This window comes from Bradyrhizobium sp. HKCCYLS1011, from assembly GCF_051167795.1.
Lineage (GTDB): Bacteria > Pseudomonadota > Alphaproteobacteria > Rhizobiales > Xanthobacteraceae > Bradyrhizobium.
The window spans coordinates 217,261-235,372 of sequence record NZ_JBNPTT010000003.1; the positions used below are offsets into that span (position 1 = coordinate 217,261).

An 18,112-nucleotide genomic window follows, 5' to 3' on the forward strand; every position below is an offset into this window, starting at 1 on the left:
GGGCCTTCTCAGTTGTTCAGTACACGCGCGCTTTTGGCGGGATGTACTGCACGTCGTTGGTCATGGTGTAGTTGTGCACGGGGCGGTAATCGATCGTGGTGTTGCCATCCCGGTCGATCCACGCCAGCGTGTGCTTCATCCAGTTGACGTCGTTGCGATCCGGAAAATCCTCGCGCGCATGCGCGCCACGGCTTTCGGTGCGGTTGCCGGCGGAGTCCATCGTCACCACCGCCTGCACGATCAGATTGTCGAACTCGAGCGTCTCGACCAGATCGGAGTTCCAGACCAGCGAGCGATCCGACACCGCGATGTCGCCGACGCCGCCGTAGACCTTGTGGATCAGGTTATGGCCTTCCTGCAGCACCTCGCCGGTGCGGAAGACCGCGCAATTGTTCTGCATCACGTGCTGCATGCTCTCGCGCAGCTTCGCAGTCGGCGTGCCGCCGGAGGCGTACCGGAAGTGATCGAGCCGGCCGAGCGCCTTATCGGCCGAGTCCTTCGGCAGATCCGGCTGCTTGCCGTTGGCCGTCAACTTCTCGGCGAGCCGCAGCGCCGCGGCGCGGCCGAACACCACGAGGTCGATCAGCGAGTTGGAGCCGAGCCGGTTGGCGCCATGCACGGAGACGCAGGCGGCTTCGCCGATGGCCATCAGGCCGGGCACGACGGCGTTGTCGTCGCCATTCACCTTGGTCAGGACCTCGGCGTGATAGTTGGTCGGGATGCCGCCCATGTTGTAGTGCACGGTCGGGACGATCGGGATCGGCTCGCGCGTGACGTCGACATTGGCAAAGATCTTGGCGGACTCGGAGATGCCCGGCAGCCGCTCGGCCAGCACCTTCGGATCGAGATGGTCGAGATGCAGGAAGATGTGGTCCTTCTTCTTGCCGACGCCGCGGCCTTCGCGGATCTCGATGGTCATCGCGCGCGAGACAACGTCGCGCGAGGCGAGGTCCTTGGCAGAGGGCGCATAGCGCTCCATGAAGCGCTCGCCCTCGGCGTTGACGAGATAGCCGCCTTCGCCGCGCGCGCCTTCGGTGACCAGACAGCCCGAGCCGTAGATGCCGGTCGGGTGGAACTGCACGAACTCCATGTCCTGCAGCGGCAGGCCAGCGCGCAGCGCCATCGCGCCGCCGTCACCGGTGCAAGTGTGCGCCGAGGTGCAGGACGCGTAGGCGCGGCCGTAGCCGCCGGTGGCGAGAATCGTGGTCTGGGCGCGGAAGCGGTGCAAAGTGCCGTCGTCGAGCTTGAGCGCGATCACGCCGCGGCAGGCACCCTGATCGTCCATGATCAGATCGATGGCGAAGAACTCGATGAAGAACTCGGCGGCGTGCCGCAGCGACTGGCCGTACATCGTGTGCAGCATCGCATGCCCGGTGCGGTCGGCGGCAGCGCAAGTGCGCTGCGCCTGGCCCTTGCCGTAGTCCATGGTCATGCCGCCGAACGGCCGTTGGTAGATCTTGCCGTCCTCGGTACGCGAGAACGGCACGCCCCAATGTTCGAGTTCGTAGACCGCCTCGGGCGCGTTGCGCACCATGTATTCGATCGCGTCCTGGTCGCCGAGCCAGTCCGACCCCTTGACGGTGTCGTACATGTGCCAGCGCCAATCGTCCGGATGCATGTTGCCGAGCGAGGCGGAGATGCCGCCCTGAGCCGCGACCGTATGGGAGCGCGTCGGGAACACCTTGGTGATGCAGGCGGTGCGCAGGCCCGCTTCGCTGCAGCCGACCACCGCACGCAAGCCTGCTCCGCCCGCACCGACCACGACGACGTCGTAGGTGTGATCTTCGATCGGATAGGCTTTCCCGTTCGTCGCGGGCGCGCCGTTCGCGCTGCCATTTGCTCCGCCGGCCATGGACTAGACTCCGGATGAAAGTTTGAAGATGGCGTAGATCGAGGCCAGTGCCACGGTCACCGCGAAGAAATTGTTGGCCATGATGGCGATCAGCTTGAGCGGCTCGCTATGCACGTAGTCCTCGATCACGACCTGCATGCCGATCTTCATGTGCCAGCAGCTTGCGACGATGAAGAGCAGCATGATCATCGCAATCGGCAGCGAGCCGAGAATTTGTGCGGCGCCGGCCTGGTTGCGGCCGAGCAGCATGATCACGACCGCGACGACCGGGATGATCAGGAGCGTCATCGCCACCGCGGTGATGCGCTGGCGCCAGAAATCGGTGGTGCCCGAATGAGCCGCACCGAGATTGCGGACGCGGCCGAGCGGGGTCCGCATCGACTTTGCGCGCGTATCGCTCATCGGCCGCCTCCCACCGCGTAAGCCAAGATCCAGACCAGGACAGTGAGGAAAATACCGCCGATCAGCGCGCCCCAGGTCAGCGCCTCGCGCTCATTCGGCTTGAAGCCGTAGCCGAGGTCCCAGACGAAATGCCTGATCCCCGAGAGCAGATGGTGCAGCAGGGCCCAGGTGAAGCCGAACACGATGAGCCGGCCGATGATGCTGGAGGTGAAGGCCTGCACATATGAATAGGCGCTGGGCCCTGATGCCGCGGCGATCAGCCACCAAGCGAGCAGCAAGGTCCCGAAATAAAGTGCAACCCCGGTGGCGCGATGGACGATCGACAAGATCATTGTCAGCGTCCAGCGGTAGGTTTGCAGATGTGGTGAGAGAGGTCGTTCGATCCTGGCGGTCATCGATGCGCTTTGACTTATTCTTGTGGGCCGCAAACAGCTCGCGCTTGCAAGCCCGTCGTGGATCGTGGGAGGCGGCCTTTATTTACGGAGTCGGAACAGACTGCGCAACGACCAAATAGGCAGAAACCGAACCACTATTCAGTCCTAGGATAGCCATCCTGAAAGGACCAATCAGCTCCGTGGTATACCAGAGCTGGGTCGCGAGTCGCTGTCAGCAATAGAAATTCACTTCTTTTGCGTCAGTTAGCTAAAGAGATCGGCATGTAGCGGCGTCCGCGCTGCTGTAAGCCTAAGATTCACTTCTTGCTCCAAGCGTTTGCTGCGCGGGTTTCGACCGCACTCGCCCGGACGCAATGACGTTTGCGCAACCCTGTTCCAAGCCGCCTGCGGGCCCCCGCTTGCAGGCGTTAGTCGAGCGCTGACCAACACGCGGCCACATGATCGACCAGCGCCCGCGTTTTGGGAGTGCCAAGCCGCGCCGGCGGAAAAACCAGCTGCACCGGTGTGGGCGGCAGTTCATACGCGGTCAGGATCCGACGCAGCTCGTCGGCTTGGATCGCATCCTTCACTTGCCAAGACGGCACCCTGACGATGCCGAGGCCCTCTTTGGCGGCCGGAACCAGCGCATCCAGGCTGTTGATCCAGAGCCGGCAGGACACACGGACCTTCTCTTCGCCGCCATCCGCGTTGCGGAAACGCCAGTCACCGGCCCCCGGCGCGTCCGAGAACGCCAGGCAATCGTGCCCCGCCAGGTCGCGCGGCGATTGTGGCTCGCCGTACGCGCGCAAATAGTCCGGCGCGGCGCAGACGATCATCGTGAGTTCGCCGAGCCTTCGCGTCATCAACTGCGAATCCGGCAGGCGCCCGATGCGGAGCGCCACGTGAATATCCTCTGCAATCAGGTCGACAGGACGGTCCAGCAGCAGGAGATCGAGCGAGAGCTGGGGGTGGCGGCGCAGGAAGGCGGGCAGCAAGGGCGCGAGCAGCAGCCGGCCCATCAGGCTCGGCGCACTCACGCGGAGCCGGCCGGTGAGTTCCTGCTGGTTCGACAACAGAGCGGTCTCGATCTCGCGGACCTCGCTCAGGACGGTCTTGGCCCGCTCGTAGAGCAGCCGCCCCGCATCGGTCAGCGCAAGGCGTCGGGTGGTCCGCAGCAGCAGTTGCGCGCTGTAATGCGCTTCCAGCGCAGCGATCTGGCGACTGACCGAGGTCAAGGAGGCATGCGTGGCGCGGGCGGCGCCCGACAGGCTGCCGGCCTCCACGACACGCACAAAGATCGTCATCGCCGCAAGCTGATCCATGCGCGCGATCCTTCCGCCAAGCGCAAGAGAGTTGACCAGATTTGCCGCATACTCCCGAGTATTGAAAGAGTCTACAGTATGGGGCGAGGACTGGCCGCCACTCCCGGAGACGCTCATGCAGCGCGCGACCTCGAAAACCTGGCTTCGCTTTGCCGCTCCCCGCTCCCGCCGGGGCGACCAGGTCCGACGGAGGCCGAGCGGAGATGAACCATTGACCTGTGTCCTCGGGTTCGCCGCAGCAGGCCTGTTCGCGAGCTGTCTCGCGCTGCTGATCCAGCACGAGATCGCCCCCTTGGCCGCGCTGGAGTTTGCGCTGGTGTGCGCAGCCCCGCCTCTGGCGGCGTTGGCAGGCCTCTTCGTCGGTCGCCAGCGTTAGGATCGTTGCTCCACATGCCGGTCACCGTCGATGTCAGCAGCCTGATCGAGCTCGCATTCGCGCTGATCCTGGTTGGCGCGCTCTCAGGCTTCCTGGCCGGCCTGTTCGGCATCGGCGGCGGCGCGATCCTGGTCCCGGTGCTGTACGAGAGTTTCCGCATCGCCGGCGTCCCGCTCGATGTCCGCATGCCGCTCTGCGTCGGCACCTCGCTGGCGATCATCATCCCGACCGCGATCCGCTCCTTTCGCGCGCATCATGCACGCGGCGCGGTCGACATGGCCGTGATCCGCGTCTGGGCACTCCCGATCATCGTGGGCGTGGTCGGCGGCAGCGTCATCGCGCGCTACGCGCCGGAGCGATTGTTCAAGATCGTCTTCGTCGCAGTGGCATGGTCGGCCGCGGCACGGCTGATCTTCGCCCGCGACCACTGGAAATTCGGCGAGGATCTGCCGAAAGGACCGCTGATGAAGGCCTATGGTCTGATCGTCGGATTGCTGTCGACGCTGATGGGCATCGGCGGCGGCCTGTTCTCCAATCTCCTGATGACGTTCTATGGCCGGCCGATCCACCAGGCGGTCGCGACCTCGTCGGCACTGGCGGTGCTGATCTCGATTCCCGGCGCGCTCGGCTACGTCTATGCCGGCTGGCCGGCAGCCGCGCGCTATCCCGACGTGATGGCGCTGCAGCTGCCATTTGCGCTCGGCTATGTCTCGCTGATCGGCGCGGTTCTGGTGATGCCGCTGAGCCTGTTCACCGCGCCCTTAGGCGTCCGCGTCGCGCATGCGATGGGCAAGCGCACGCTGGAAGCGGCATTCGGCTGCTATCTCTTCATCGTCGGCGGGCGGTTTGTGATCAGCCTGGTGTCAGGCGGATAAGTTACCGTCCGACGATCCTTGGGGCTTCAACTGCACTTCGCTGAATCGCCACTTGCGAAGATCGCCCAGCCCCACGATCTGACCGGCTTCCGCCAGCGCGATCAGGCGGGCGCCGATCATTTTGTCGCTTATCGGCAGACCCATCTCTGCGCACCGCGACGTCACCCTTGCAATGATCAACGCCACCTTGCGGCTGAGCGGCCGCAGCTCTGCAAAGATGAGCCTGTCCAGGTCGGCTTCGGTGACGGAAGGGAGTAACGTGACCTTCTCCCAACGCAGAAAGCTGCTGACCCTGGGAATTTCGTGAGACGACCCGCGGCCCATCCCAGCCTCACTTTGTATAGATATCCTTGTACTGATCGCGCAGCACGTTCTTCTGCACCTTGCTCATCGCGTTGCGCGGCAGCTCGTCGACGATGAAGACCCGCTTGGGCATCTTGAACTTGGCAAGCCGCCCATCCAGCGCCTTCAAGACGCCCGCCTCGCTGACGTCGGCGCCGGCGTGGCGAACCACCACCGCGGTGACGCCCTCGCCGAAATCGGGATGCGGCACGCCGATGACAGCGGATTCGACCACGCCCGGCATGGCGTCGATCTCGCTCTCGATCTCCTTCGGGTAGACGTTGAAGCCGCCGGAGATCACCAGATCCTTGCCGCGCCCGAGAATGTGGACATAGCCTTTGGGATCGATCTTGCCGAGATCGCCGGTGATGAAGAAGCCGTCATCGCGGAATTCCGACTTGGTCTTCTCCGGCATCCGCCAATAGCCCTTGAACACGTTGGGGCCCTTGACCTCGATCATGCCGATCTCGTCGCGCGCGAGCTCCTTGCCCGTTTCGGGATCGGTTACCCGCACCGACACGCCGGGCAGCGGGAAGCCGACCGCGCCGGGCGCGCGCTCGCCGTCATAGGGATTGGACGTATTCATATTGGTCTCGGTCATGCCATAACGTTCGAGCACGGCGTGACCGGTGCGCGCGAACCATTCGCGATGGGTGTCGGCCAGCAGCGGCGCCGAACCGGAGACGAACAGACGCATGTGCTTCGTCGTCTCCTTGTCGAGATGCGGGTTCTGTAGCAGCCGCGTGTAGAAGGTCGGCACGCCCATCAGCACAGTGGCGCGCGCCATCAGCTTGATGATCAGCTCCGCATCGAGCTTGGGCAGGAAGATCATCGACGCCCGCGCGAACAGGGTGACGTTGCTCGCCACGAACAGGCCGTGGGTGTGATAGATCGGCAGCGCGTGGATCAGCACGTCGTCCCTGGTGAAGCGCCAATAGTCGACCAGCGTCAGCGAGTTCGAGGCCAGATTGTCGTGGGACAGCATCGCGCCCTTGGAACGGCCGGTCGTACCCGAGGTGTAGAGGATCGCCGCGAGATCATCGGCTGCGCGCGGCACCGTCACGAATGCGCTGTCGGCCTTGTCGGCGGCCTCCGTCAGCGACCCTTTGCCGCTCGCATCAAGAGTCTCGACCTTGGCACCGACCTTGGCGGCAATCGGCCTGATGCCCTCCGCCTTGGAAGGATCGCAGACCACCAGCGAGGGCTCTGCGTCGGTGATGAAGTAATCGAGCTCGTTCAACGTATAGGCCGTATTGAGCGGCAGATAGACGCCGCCGGCGCGCACGGTCGCGAGATAGAGCACGAGGTTCTCGACCGACTTCTCGACCTGAACCGCGACGCGATCGCCGTGCTTGACGCCGCTGCTCACCAGGACGTTCGCCATCTGGCCGGTGCGGGCGATCAGATCGCCGTAAGTGATCCGGCCGCCATCATGGGTTTCGATCGCGAGCCGGCTCGGATCGTCGAGCGTGTCGAACAGGCGGGAGAGCAGGTTGGCGTTGGCAGCGTGGTTCATGCAACATTCCCCTGGAGCATGATCCGGAACGGCGAACGACCGGTGCTCGAAAACATCATGCTCGACGATAAGCGATGAGGGCCTAATGTCCCGAGGGCATCTTCATGGATCGCGGCCGGGACGAGGCTGCATTAGCAAAAACGCCCTTTCAAAGGCAACGGGAGACGCGATCAATGACAAAAGGTAAACGTGTGGCCTGGGTGACGGGCGGCGGCAGCGGGATCGGCGAGGCCGGCGCCGAGGCGCTCGCTGCCGACGGCTGGATCGTTATGGTCTCCGGACGGCGCCAGGCGGTGCTGGACGGGGTCGTCAGCCGGATTGCCGCGAAGGGCGGCACTGCCGAGGCGCTTCAGCTCGATGTTGCCAAGGCCGAGGACGTGCAGAAGGCCGCCGACACAATCATCGGCCGCCACGGCCGCGTCGATCTCCTGGTCAATTCCGCTGGAATCAACGTCCCCAAGCGAAGCTGGAATGACATGACGCTGGAAGGCTGGAACCAGCTGGTCGAGATCAACCTCAACGGCGTGCTCTATTGCATGCGCGCGGTGCTGCCGACGATGCGGGCACAGCGGGACGGCTGCATCATCAACGTCTCGTCCTGGGCCGGACGCCACGTCTCCAAGATGCCGGGTCCGGCCTACACCACGACCAAGCATGCGGTGCTGGCGCTGACCCATTCCTTCAACATGGAGGAATGCGTGAACGGCCTGCGTGCCTGCTGCCTGATGCCAGCCGAGGTCGCGACGCCGATCTTGCAGCAGCGTCCCGTGGTGCCGAGCGCTGAGGAACAGGCCAGGATGCTGCAGCCCGAGGATCTCGGCCGCACCATCGCTTTCGTCGCCAGCCTGCCGCCGCGCGTCTGCGTCAACGAGATCCTGATCAGCCCGACCTGGAACCGCGGCTTCATCCAAACGCCGGTGAACCGAGACTGATCCGGGCGCGGCTGCCCGCCGCATGCGCGGACGGGCAGCGCGCACCGCGTCTCAGTCCTTGTCGCTCTCGAGTTGGAAGATCTGGGCGCCTTCCCGGTTCGAGATCAGGCCGGTCTCCGCGTAGAGATTGAGCTTGGCGCGGGTATCCGTGATGTCGAGGTTGCGCATGGTGAGCTGGCCGATGCGATGCTCCGGCGTGAACGCCGCATCCTCCACCTTCTCCATGCTCAGCCGCTCCGGCTGATAGGTGAGGTTGGGGCTCTCGGTGTTCAGGATCGAGTAGTCGTTGCCGCGGCGCAGCTCCAGCGTCACCTCGCCGGTGATGGCGCGCGCCACCCAGCGCTGCGCGGTTTCGCGCAGCATCAGCGCCTGGGAATCGAACCAGCGGCCCTGGTAGAGCAAGCGGCCCAGGCGCAACCCATTGATGCGGTATTGCTCGATCGTGTCTTCGTTGTGGATGCCGGTGAGCAGACGCTCATAGGCGATATGGAGCAGTGCCATGCCGGGCGCCTCATAGATGCCGCGGCTCTTGGCCTCGATGATCCGGTTCTCGATCTGGTCGCTCATGCCGAGGCCATGACGGCCGCCGATGGCATTGGCCTCGAGAAACAGCGCGACCGGATCGGTGAAGGTCTGGCCGTTCAGCGCGACCGGCTGGCCCTCCTCGAACCGCACGGTGACCGTCTCGGCCTTGACGACACAGTCGTCGCGCCAGAACGGCACGCCCATGATCGGGTTGACGATGCGGATGCCGCTATTGAGGTTCTCGAGATCCTTGGCCTCATGGGTCGCGCCGAGCAGATTGCTGTCGGTCGAATAGGCCTTCTCCGCACTCATCTTGTAGTCGAAGCCGTTGGCGGTCAGAAACGCCGACATCTCGGCGCGGCCGCCGAGCTCGTCGATGAACACCTGGTCGAGCCAGGGCTTGTAGATCTTCAGGTTCGGATTGGTCAGCAGGCCGTAGCGGTAGAACCGCTCGATATCATTGCCCTTGTAGGTCGAGCCGTCGCCCCAGATGTTGACGCCGTCCTCTTTCATCGCCGCGACCAGCATGGTGCCGGTCACCGCACGCCCGAGCGGCGTGGTGTTGAAATAGGTCGCACCGCCGGTCGAGATATGGAAGGCGCCGGACTGGATCGCGGCGATGCCCTCATGGACCAGCTGGGTGCGGCAATCCACCAGCCGGGCCTTCTCGGCGCCGAAGGCGAGCGCCTTGCGCGGAATCTCGTCGTAGTCAGCCTCGTCGGGCTGGCCGAGATTGGCGGTGTAGGCGAAGGCGCGGGCGCCCTTCAGCTTCATCCACAGCAGCGCCGCGCTGGTGTCGAGGCCGCCCGAGAACGCAATGCCAACTTTTTCCCCTGTGGGCAGGCTTTTCAGGATCGTACTCATGAGAGCTTCCAATCATCGTAAGGGCTGATGCGTCCGGCGAATTGGGGCGCGAATATCAAATTTCGCAAGCTTGGGCACCACGTTTGTGCGCCGTGACCCACCCTCACGCCGCCGGGCTCGCCCCCGGTTCGCGCCGACGGCGCAACAGCCGCCGCATCAGCCGGTAGCCGGGCCAGGCGAAGCGGGTCAGCGCGGCATCGATGGCCTCATCCGACAGCCGGGTCGACGGCCAGCGATAGATGTAGCTATGCGCGAGCCAGATCACGAGGAAGGTGACGAGGCCGGCGGCGGCGATATCGGTAAAGAAATGCCCACCGAAGGCCATGCGCAGCACCGAGGTGGCAAGGCCGAACAGGGTTGCGGCCGCATAGGCAAACGGCCGCACCACAGGCGGCGTCAGCGCGGCCGGCGCCAGGGTCCAGAACGCGGTGGCGCCCTCGCCGGAGAAGAACGAGCAGTTGCGGCCGCAGCGGCCGCGCGGGTCCCACCACGGCACGAATGGCAGGTCGCCCGCGAACTCGGTCACGACGACCGGGCGCGGCCGGCCCCAATGGGATTTAAAGGTGAGGTTGGAGAGCACGATGGCCGACAGCGACAAAGTGAGCAGCAGGAAGGCCATGGTGCGGCCCCTCACCAGCAGCGGCCGGTCTGGCCGGATCAGCTTCACCACCAGCGCGATGATCGAGGGCAGAGCGAGGCCCCACGCGACCCACATCGCAGCATCCCGCGCGAACGAGGCGTAGCCATCGAGCTTCAGCGGAAAGCTGTGCGTCTTCGGATCATAGAACAGCGCGGCGAGCTTGAGGTCGAGCTCGGGATAGATCCCGAACACGACCCCGATGATCAGCGCCAGCGATAGCGCAACGAAAAGTCCGGTCCGGTTCATGGCTTGCGTTTAGCCGACAACGGGAAACGTGGAAAGTACTGCTGTCCTCTCACCGCACCGAGCCCGACGGCAGGGGCGGAGGTGGCGGCGTTCCAGCGGGCGGCTCGCGCCAGAGCCCCGCACTGCGGCCGGCGATTAGCCAATAGACCAGACCGCCGACAATGCCGGCGCCGGTCATGATCTCGAGATGCCGCCGCACGATGCCTTCGAAACGAAAGGTGTCGGGATCGAACGGCACCAGGCCGAGATAGCACGCCAAGCCGACCACGCCGCCACCGATGGCATAGGCGAGCACGCTGCGGATCGAGAACGCCTCGGTGATCAGCGCGATCAGCATGGCCGGGATCAGCGCAAAGCCGGAGACGAAGATGAAGCCGAAGCCGATGATCACGTCGAGCGCGCCCTGATCGATCGGTCCTTCGCCAAGATCGGAGAATTCAGGAAACAGGATCGCGGTGACGACGATCATTCCAGCCACGAAACACGCGGCGAGGAAGCCGAACACGATCACGAACAGCCGGCCGATCAGCGCCATCGCAGAAAACCGATGCTAGGCAATCGAAGCTCCGCTTCCCTTCTCGTCATGCCCGGGCTTGTCCCAGGCATCCACGTCTTTCTCTCCTGAGCAGGCACGTGGATGGCCGGGTCAAGCCCGGCCATGACGACCATGATCAGCAGACGAGCGCAACGATCAATATTCAATCCGTCATCGCCATGGCGCGCAACGCCTGGCGCTCGCGCGCCGAGAGCTTTTCGGTCTCCGATTTCAGCTGACCACAGGCCGCGAGAATGTCGCGGCCGCGCGGCGTGCGCACCGGCGAGGAATAGCCGGCATTGAAGATGTATTCGGAGAACTTCTCGATCTGCTCCCAATCCGAACATTCATAGGCCGAGCCGGGCCAGGGATTGAACGGGATCAGGTTGATCTTGGCCGGAATACCCTTGAGCAGCTTCACCAGCAGGCGGGCATCGTCGAGCGAATCATTGACGCCCTTGAGCATCACATATTCGAACGTGATCCGGCGCGCATTGGAAGCACCGGGATAGTCGCGACAGGCCTGCAGAAGTTCGGCAATCGGATATTTGCGATTCAACGGCACCAGCTCGTTGCGCAGCTCGTCGCGCACCGCATGCAGCGAGATCGCCAGCATCACCCCGATCTCCTCGCCGGCGCGAAGGATGTTGGGCACCACGCCGGAGGTCGACAGCGTGATGCGGCGGCGGGAGATGCCGATGCCCTCATTGTCGGAGGCGATCAGCAGCGCGTCGCGCACCGCATCGAAATTATAGAGCGGCTCTCCCATGCCCATCATCACGATATTGGTGACGAGCCGGTTGCCATGCGGCGTCTCGCGGTCAGCCCAGTCGTTGAGCCGGTCACGCGCGACCATCACCTGGCCGATGATCTCGCCCGCGGTGAGATTGCGCACCAGGCGCTGCGTGCCGGTGTGGCAGAACGCGCAGTTCAAGGTGCAGCCGACCTGCGAGGACACACACAGCGTGCCGCGGTCGGTCTCGGGGATGTAGACGCACTCGACCTCATGGGCCTTCTGCAGAGTGTCTCCGCTCGGCAGCCGCAACAGCCATTTGCGGGTGCCATCATTGGAGATCTGCTCGGCGACCACCTCGGGCCGGTCGACCGTGAAGTGCTCGGCCAAGGCGACGCGCGTGTCCTTGGAGACGGACGTCATCTCCTCGAAGCTCCTGGCGCCGCGGAAATAGATCCAGTGCCAGAGCTGCTGAACCCGCATCTTCTGCTGCCGCGGCGGCACGCCGATGTCGCCCAGCCGCGCCGCGAGTTCCGTGCGCGACAGACCGAGCAGCGACGGCTTGGCCGGCGGCACGTAGCTTTCGAGCGGAATCTTTTCGAGGGGCGCAGAACTTTCGCGCGACTCGGCAGTCGATGTCATGTGAAGGGACCCAAATTCTGCGCGCTCGCCGACACTGCCGGCCCAAGGCGCCCATACTCGCTCTATATAGCAAGTTCCGCTGCAATTGCGACCGGAACCGGCAGGGTTTGGAGCGATCCGTTAACGCTTGCAATCCTGGGCGATGCGGTCGAGCGCCTGCGCGAGACCTTTCAGCGAGAACGTATCGGTGGTCTCGGTCCCTTTGGCTGAGAGCCCCTTCACCACGGCCTCAGGGGCCCGGCGCATCGCGTCCACCATGCGCTCCTCTTCAGCCGCGTTCTTGATCCACAGCCCGTCGCCCTGGGTGTACATCGCGAAAGACGCGCCGCCGACCTCCAGCGTCGATTCCGAACCGGTCTTCAAGGCGTAGCCGATCATAATCGACACCTCGTTGAACACCTTTTCGGAGGGGCGGGTCGAGACGAAGGCATAAGCCGGGTCACGCGGCCGGTTGGGGGGATTTGTCTTGGACGCGGTCGGCTTGGCCAGCGCGAAGCAGACCTTCTTTCCGTTTGGCGTCGCTGTATAGGCGCCCCAGCCGCCGAACTGGCCGATCAAGGTCGGCTCGGCTCCGCCGACACTTGGCACGGCCGTTTTCGCCTCCTGCTTCGGCGCCGCCTTGGGTGCAGCTTTGGGCGCTGCGTTCTGCGCCGCTGCAAGGCTCGCACCGCCGAACACAAGCGCGGCGCCCGCCGCCAGCGCTGTCAGTCGTCGCCCGAAGACCATGATGAGACGTGCTTCCCCCTAGTGCACCGATTCCGGAGTTCGTACCCTATCGCGACGCCCTCGGCTGCGAACTTTGGAATCGAAGAGCACTAGCAAACCATGAATGAGTGCGGCTTTGAATTGAAGTTCCGATGACGCGTGTGGTGAACCGACCGGAACCTCAAATTCGCGGCACCCAGTCTTGGTTCCATCAATATTGTGACTGGAAGATGGCCCGGCCTGCTCACCCTGCGCGACGGATATCGCCAAAAGGTGCGCTGTTGCAAGGCGAACGCAACTCCTATCGACTGCCTGCGGGCAAAAGATCGCAATGTCTCGCCGCAAACAGGAAGGCAATTGTGGCGCATTCGCAAATCCGGCATGAGAACGATGCGCCGGTTCCCCTCGCGAACTCGCACAGCGGCCTGCCGCAAGCTTCGCGACATTGGGAAACGCTACCAGCATCGTTCGACCAACAAGAAACATCAGGAGCGCCCATGAAAGCCATTCTGTGCTCGCAATACTGCCAACCCGACGACCTCGTCCTGGCCGATGTCGCCGATCCGGTCGCGGGACCCGGTGAGGCGGTGATTGCGATCAAGGCGGCTGCGCTGAATTTCTTCGATATCTTGATGATTCAGGGCAAGTACCAGATCAAACCGCCGTTTCCATTCTCGCCCGGCGCCGAGGTCGCGGGCGTGATCGAGAGCGTCGGCGACGGCGTGACGGATCTGAAGGTGGGCGACCGCGTGATGGCCTCCTGCGGGCACAACGGCGCGCGGGAAAAGATTGCGCTGCCGGCAGCATCCATCGTGAAGATCCCGGACAATCTCGATTTCGACCGTGCGGCCGGCATCATCATCGTCTACGGCACGGCGCTGCATGCACTTGAGGATCGCGCCAGTCCAAAGCCCGGCGAAACGCTGGCCGTGCTCGGCGCCGCCGGCGGCACCGGGCTTGCGGCGTGCGAGCTCGGCAAGCTGATGGGCCTGAAGGTCATCGCCTGCGCTTCAAGTGACGAAAAGCTCGCCTTCGCCAAGGCGCATGGCGCCGAGCTGACCCTGAATTACGCGAAAGAGGATCTAAAGGAAGGCCTGCGTCGGCTGACCGACGGCAAGGGCGTGGACATCATCTTCGATCCGGTCGGAGGCGCTTACGCCGAAGCCGCGCTGCGCTCGATCGCCTGGGAAGGGCGGTTTCTGGTGATCGGCTTTGCCGCAGGCGACATTCCAAAGATGCCGCTCAACCTCGCGCTTCTGAAAGGCTGCGATATCCGCGGCGTGTTCTGGGGCGCCTGGACCCGGGTCAACCCGGCCAAACACCGCGCCAATCTGGAAAAGCTCGCGCGCTGGACGGCCGAAGGCAAGCTATCGTCCCATGTGGACCGCGTCTTCCCGCTGTCACAGACCGCCGATGCCCTGAAGATTCTCGGTGGGCGCCAGGCCATGGGCAAGGTGATCTTGCACCCTTGAGCGGCGCGGCAGATCGCGGGACGCGCGTCATTGCGTCACATCCGCAGCCGCAACCCCTGCGGAAGCATGCGGCAGAAACATGCCTGCCGCGCGGCGCCCATGTCGCGCGGCCACAATTATGACGTTGCCTTATTCGGAAAATCGGAATTTCCCAGAAAAGAATGCAATTATTGCATGTATTGCACGTCAATACACGGAATGGATGCAGTCCACCGATGCGGCGAAGCCACAGCGAGCGCGAAATCGACATCGAGCCAGATCAATTGGAGGACGAAAATCACGACCCGTGTATTTACGGATAAATACAACCGAGAAAAATTGTGGCATGGTTAATGTTAACACTTAGTTACTGTTCTGCTTACGATTCCGGTTTTAACTGCACGCTGTTTTGCATGTCTATGCCGCAATGAGATCAAGGATTTTCCAGATTCACGCCAGCGGTCGTCCACTTTTGGGCCGATTCGGATAGTCAATTAGCCAAGGCAATGGGGTGCCTTTAGCAAAAGCGACTGGCCTTGAAGTCTGACAGCTTGAAGGTCACAATTGTTGCGTGAAGATGATGGGGAATAGCTATGGGTGAGCGTACGACCTACGGTCGGTCACACGACAGAGTTTCAGGCGGTCCCGAATATAGTTCGTATCCCGAGGAGACCGCCCAAGAACGCCCGGGGGTCTACCGTTTCGGACGGTCATCTCAGGATACCTATCCTTCCGACGATTCAATGCCGATGTTCTTGTCGGACTACGACGATGAACATGACGGGGCGGGCCTTCCCTATGAGGAGCATTGGCCAGCGCGCCCGCGACGCGCGTCCTTGTCGTCGCGCATCCTGCTTGCCGTTGTCGCTGCTGCCGGCGTGGCGATGTTGTTCGCACTCGTGACGTCGGATGCGACGCGCGACCTGATCGCCACTGCAAAGGCCTCGATCATCGGTGCGCCCACCGATCCGACCGCGCCGCCGCAGCCAGCCGACACGCAATTGACCGCGCGCGACTTGCAACTGAATGAGCCGGCCCGGCTGCCGCCAGTGCAGGCGCCGGTCAGCACCCCGGTGCAGACCGCCTCGGTCGCGCCGAGCCGTGAGGACATCGCCAACGCCTATCAGGCCGCGTTGCAAAACCGCGCTGTAGTCGAACCGGTGGTCGCTGCTGCGCCGCCGGCACCTGTCGCGCCGCCACCGGCCGCGTCGGCGCCGGTTGTCACCGCGCCAAATTCGATCACCGCTCCGGGCGCGGCGACCGCCATAGTGGCCCCCGCCATCGTCGGACCGTCGGTGACCGCTCCGATGCAGTCCCAGCAAGCCAGGGCCCGTCGCATGGATGCCGACGAGCTTGCCGGAATCATGAAGCGGGCCAGGAGCCTGCTGGCAGCCGGCGACATCCCCGCTGCGCGGCTGTTGCTCGAGCGCGCCGCCGACGCGCAGGAAGCCGGCGCAGCGCTGATGCTGGCCCAGACCTACGACGTTCAGGTGCTGGGGACGAGCGACGTCCGCAACATCAACGCCGATCCGACGGCAGCGCGCACTTGGTATCGTCGCGCTGCCCAGCTCGGCTCTGCCGAGGCGCAGCGACGCCTCGATCAATTGCAGAACTAATTATAGACTTCCAAGGCAGGGGAACACATGACACGTTTCAGTGGGCTGGCAGCCCTCGCTGCCATCATGATGACGGCCGCGTTCAGCGCTCATGCGGCAGAAGAATACGATCCGGCTAAGGTCAGCGACAGCCTCAAGGCCATCTTCCAGTTCGGCTCGGCGCAGACCAAGCAGGCGCTCAACGCCAACACCGTGACGATGATCACCGGCACCATCGGCGGCACCTATGTGCAGTTCGGCGCCGACCTCTCCTCCGTGCTCGATGAGGGCAACAAGCTGCGCGTGCTCCCGATCGTGGGCCGCGGCTCAGTGCAGAGCGTGGCCGACATTCTGTTCCTGCAGGGCGTCGATCTCGGCGTGGTGCGCGCCGACACGCTCGATTATCTCGAGCGCAAGGGCTTCGCGCACGACATCAAGAAGCAGTTCACCTATGTGACCAAGCTCTACAACGAGGAAATGCAGGTCATCGCGCCGCTTTCGGTCCACAATCTGCGCGAGCTCGACGGCAAGCGGGTCAGCGTCGACCTTCCGGACGGCGGCACGTTCGTCACGGCGCTGACCACCTTCGAGCGGCTCGGGCTCAACGCCTCCAACTTCCGCTATGTTGAGCAGCGCATCGCGATGGAAAGGCTGAAGAAGGGCGAGCTCGATGCCGTGATCGTGGTCGGCGGCAAGCCCTATAAGTCGGTCAGCAACTTCGTCAATGACGGCGGCCGTTTCCATCTCGTGAATGTCGACTATGAGCGGCCGTTGCAGACCGATTATCTGCCGGCAACCCTCACCTCCAAGGACTATCCGAACCTGATCGCCGAAGGCGACAAGGTCGACACCATCGCGGTGCCCGCGGTGCTCGCTGCCTACAACTGGGCGCCGAACACCGACCGTTATCGCAAGCTCTCTTTGTTCGTTGACGCTTTCTTTTCGAAGTTTCCGGGCTTCCAGAAGCCGCCATTCCATCCGAAGTGGAAGGAGGTTTCGCTGTCGGCGCCGCTCGCGGGCTGGCAACGCTTCCCCTATGCGAAGCAATGGCTGGAAACCCATTCGTTCGAAGGCTCGGCGCGGGACCGGTTTGATGATTTCATGAAGCAAAGTAACGCGGCCAAGGGTGTGCAGTCCGACGCCGATCGCGAGGCCCTGTTCAAGCAGTTCCAGGCCTGGGAAGCCGAGCGGACCGGCAACACACGCGCCCAGACGGGCCAGCGCTGAAGACACGAACGCTTAGCTAGCCTCAAGCAAACAAAAGCCCCGCGGCATCGCCGCGGGGCTTTTTGTTTTGTGGCTCGCTCGCAACGGCCCTGTTACCGGGAGGTGTATCGACGCAGGTCACGTCGTCTCGTCCGCCTTCGCCGCGTCGTCCAGCCCCCGCTTCAGGGCGGCGCGGGCTGCGGCGCGATGGTCCGGCGTGATGTGCGAGGCGACCATGCGAATGGCGGTGGCGAGCACCGCCGCGTCATCGGTGAAGCCGAGCACCGGCATCATGTCCGGAATGAAGTCGAACGGCAGGATGAAATAGGCGATCGCGCCGAGCAGCGCGACCTGCACATGTCGCGGCGTCTCATGGTCGAACGCGCAGTAATACGCGGCCAGCAGGTCCTCGGCGAAGGGCAGCTTCGCCACCACCTGCTTGAACTTGATCCAGAACCTGCGGCGCACGCTGTCGCGGTCCCGCGCCAGGCGCTCGGCCGGTTCGAAACCCACGGTGTAGTCGGTGCTGTCGGATGCCACGTCTGGTTCCCCTTCTGTCATTCCTCGACAGTGTCCCGGCCAAAATGTGGGGACGGCGACGCTGCCCGCAAGACGTGCAGGAGCATGACCAAGGAAGACCGAGGGCTCAAGCGCCCATCTGCGTGGCGATTGCATCCATCGCCCGGGCCAGCTCGATATCCAGAGCGGTGACGCCACCGGCGTCATGCGTCGCCAGCACCACCTCGACGGTGCGGTAGACATTGCGCCATTCCGGATGATGGTCGCGCTTTTCGGCCACCAGCGCGACCCTGCACATGAAGCCGAACGCGGCGTTGAAGTCCTTGAAGGTGAAGGTCCGGGTGATCGCTTCACGCCCGGTCAGTTCAGTCCAGCCGGAAAGCGTCTCCAGGGCTGAGGCCCGTGCGTCGGCCGACAATCTCTCCGCCATGATCGGACTCCCTCTCGTTCATTTTCCCTC

Annotated in this window: 19 protein-coding genes; 6 read left to right on the forward strand and 13 right to left on the reverse strand. The window is 63.8% G+C overall.

The window, feature by feature from the left end:
- Positions 1-16 precede the first annotated feature (16 nt).
- From sdhA to ACQR1W_RS09910, 4 genes are all read right to left on the reverse strand, one after another.
- Positions 17-1,852, reverse strand: coding sequence for a succinate dehydrogenase flavoprotein subunit (gene sdhA, locus ACQR1W_RS09895; protein ID WP_434850618.1), 1,836 nt, complete (start codon positions 1,850-1,852; stop codon positions 17-19).
- Positions 1,853-1,855: 3 nt separating this feature from the next.
- Complete coding sequence (gene sdhD / locus ACQR1W_RS09900; protein WP_008972477.1) at positions 1,856-2,230, reverse strand: succinate dehydrogenase, hydrophobic membrane anchor protein; 375 nt, start codon at positions 2,228-2,230, stop codon at positions 1,856-1,858.
- Between the two features lie 20 nt (positions 2,231-2,250).
- Positions 2,251-2,649 carry a succinate dehydrogenase, cytochrome b556 subunit gene (gene sdhC / locus ACQR1W_RS09905; protein ID WP_434850619.1) on the reverse strand — a complete coding sequence of 133 codons (399 nt, stop codon included), beginning with the start codon at positions 2,647-2,649 and terminating at the stop codon, positions 2,251-2,253.
- Positions 2,650-3,056: 407 nt separating this feature from the next.
- Entirely contained in the window at positions 3,057-3,950 is an 894-nt protein-coding gene (locus ACQR1W_RS09910) for a LysR family transcriptional regulator (RefSeq protein ID WP_434850620.1), read from the reverse strand.
- 211 nt (positions 3,951-4,161) lie between these two features.
- On the opposite strand from ACQR1W_RS09910, the gene ACQR1W_RS09915 reads away from it, so the two are divergent.
- Both ACQR1W_RS09915 and ACQR1W_RS09920 read left to right on the forward strand, forming a co-directional pair.
- On the forward strand, positions 4,162-4,326 hold the full coding sequence (locus ACQR1W_RS09915) for a hypothetical protein (RefSeq protein ID WP_175361158.1): 165 nt from the start codon (positions 4,162-4,164) through the stop codon (positions 4,324-4,326).
- 14 nt (positions 4,327-4,340) lie between these two features.
- Positions 4,341-5,201, forward strand: a complete 861-nt coding sequence (locus tag ACQR1W_RS09920; RefSeq protein ID WP_434850621.1) for a sulfite exporter TauE/SafE family protein — start codon at positions 4,341-4,343, stop codon at positions 5,199-5,201.
- Here the strand turns inward: ACQR1W_RS09920 and ACQR1W_RS09925 are convergent.
- Both ACQR1W_RS09925 and ACQR1W_RS09930 read right to left on the reverse strand, forming a co-directional pair.
- Positions 5,190-5,525, reverse strand: a complete 336-nt coding sequence (locus ACQR1W_RS09925) for a DUF3658 domain-containing protein (protein ID WP_434850622.1) — start codon at positions 5,523-5,525, stop codon at positions 5,190-5,192. The genes ACQR1W_RS09920 and ACQR1W_RS09925 overlap by 12 nt on opposite strands.
- Before the next feature lie 7 nt (positions 5,526-5,532).
- The gene (locus tag ACQR1W_RS09930) at positions 5,533-7,059 is read right to left on the reverse strand and encodes a malonate--CoA ligase (protein ID WP_434850623.1); all 1,527 of its coding nucleotides are present in this window, start codon (positions 7,057-7,059) and stop codon (positions 5,533-5,535) included.
- A gap of 173 nt (positions 7,060-7,232) precedes the next feature.
- On the opposite strand from ACQR1W_RS09930, the gene ACQR1W_RS09935 reads away from it, so the two are divergent.
- Entirely contained in the window at positions 7,233-7,991 is a 759-nt protein-coding gene (locus tag ACQR1W_RS09935; protein ID WP_434850624.1) for an SDR family oxidoreductase, read from the forward strand.
- 51 nt (positions 7,992-8,042) lie between these two features.
- Here the strand turns inward: ACQR1W_RS09935 and argG are convergent, their stop codons facing one another.
- From argG to ACQR1W_RS09960, 5 genes are all read right to left on the reverse strand, one after another.
- Positions 8,043-9,380 (reverse strand): argininosuccinate synthase, encoded by a 1,338-nt coding sequence (argG, locus tag ACQR1W_RS09940; RefSeq protein ID WP_434850625.1) that lies wholly within the window; start codon positions 9,378-9,380, stop codon positions 8,043-8,045.
- Between the two features lie 103 nt (positions 9,381-9,483).
- Positions 9,484-10,266 (reverse strand): phosphatase PAP2 family protein, encoded by a 783-nt coding sequence (locus tag ACQR1W_RS09945; RefSeq protein ID WP_434850626.1) that lies wholly within the window; start codon positions 10,264-10,266, stop codon positions 9,484-9,486.
- A 49-nt stretch (positions 10,267-10,315) separates the two neighbouring features.
- The gene (locus tag ACQR1W_RS09950) at positions 10,316-10,801 is read right to left on the reverse strand and encodes a hypothetical protein (RefSeq protein WP_434850627.1); all 486 of its coding nucleotides are present in this window, start codon (positions 10,799-10,801) and stop codon (positions 10,316-10,318) included.
- 163 nt (positions 10,802-10,964) lie between these two features.
- The gene (gene rlmN, locus ACQR1W_RS09955; RefSeq protein ID WP_434850628.1) at positions 10,965-12,176 is read right to left on the reverse strand and encodes a 23S rRNA (adenine(2503)-C(2))-methyltransferase RlmN; all 1,212 of its coding nucleotides are present in this window, start codon (positions 12,174-12,176) and stop codon (positions 10,965-10,967) included.
- A gap of 120 nt (positions 12,177-12,296) precedes the next feature.
- Positions 12,297-12,902, reverse strand: coding sequence for an invasion associated locus B family protein (locus ACQR1W_RS09960; RefSeq protein WP_434850629.1), 606 nt, complete (start codon positions 12,900-12,902; stop codon positions 12,297-12,299).
- Positions 12,903-13,378: 476 nt separating this feature from the next.
- Between ACQR1W_RS09960 and ACQR1W_RS09965 the strand changes: the two genes are divergently transcribed.
- The 3 genes from ACQR1W_RS09965 (at position 13,379) to ACQR1W_RS09975 (ending at position 17,154) form a co-directional block, all read left to right on the forward strand.
- Entirely contained in the window at positions 13,379-14,353 is a 975-nt protein-coding gene (locus ACQR1W_RS09965; protein ID WP_434850630.1) for an NADPH:quinone oxidoreductase family protein, read from the forward strand.
- Positions 14,354-14,925: 572 nt separating this feature from the next.
- Positions 14,926-15,948 carry a hypothetical protein gene (locus ACQR1W_RS09970; RefSeq protein WP_434850631.1) on the forward strand — a complete coding sequence of 341 codons (1,023 nt, stop codon included), beginning with the start codon at positions 14,926-14,928 and terminating at the stop codon, positions 15,946-15,948.
- Between the two features lie 27 nt (positions 15,949-15,975).
- Positions 15,976-17,154, forward strand: coding sequence for a TAXI family TRAP transporter solute-binding subunit (locus tag ACQR1W_RS09975; RefSeq protein WP_434850632.1), 1,179 nt, complete (start codon positions 15,976-15,978; stop codon positions 17,152-17,154).
- A 117-nt stretch (positions 17,155-17,271) separates the two neighbouring features.
- Here ACQR1W_RS09975 and ACQR1W_RS09980 read toward each other — a convergent pair whose 3' ends face one another.
- Entirely contained in the window at positions 17,272-17,673 is a 402-nt protein-coding gene (locus tag ACQR1W_RS09980) for a YkvA family protein (protein WP_434850633.1), read from the reverse strand.
- A 106-nt stretch (positions 17,674-17,779) separates the two neighbouring features.
- Positions 17,780-18,082 (reverse strand): 4a-hydroxytetrahydrobiopterin dehydratase, encoded by a 303-nt coding sequence (locus ACQR1W_RS09985; protein ID WP_008971918.1) that lies wholly within the window; start codon positions 18,080-18,082, stop codon positions 17,780-17,782.
- Between the last annotated feature and the right edge of the window lie 30 nt (positions 18,083-18,112).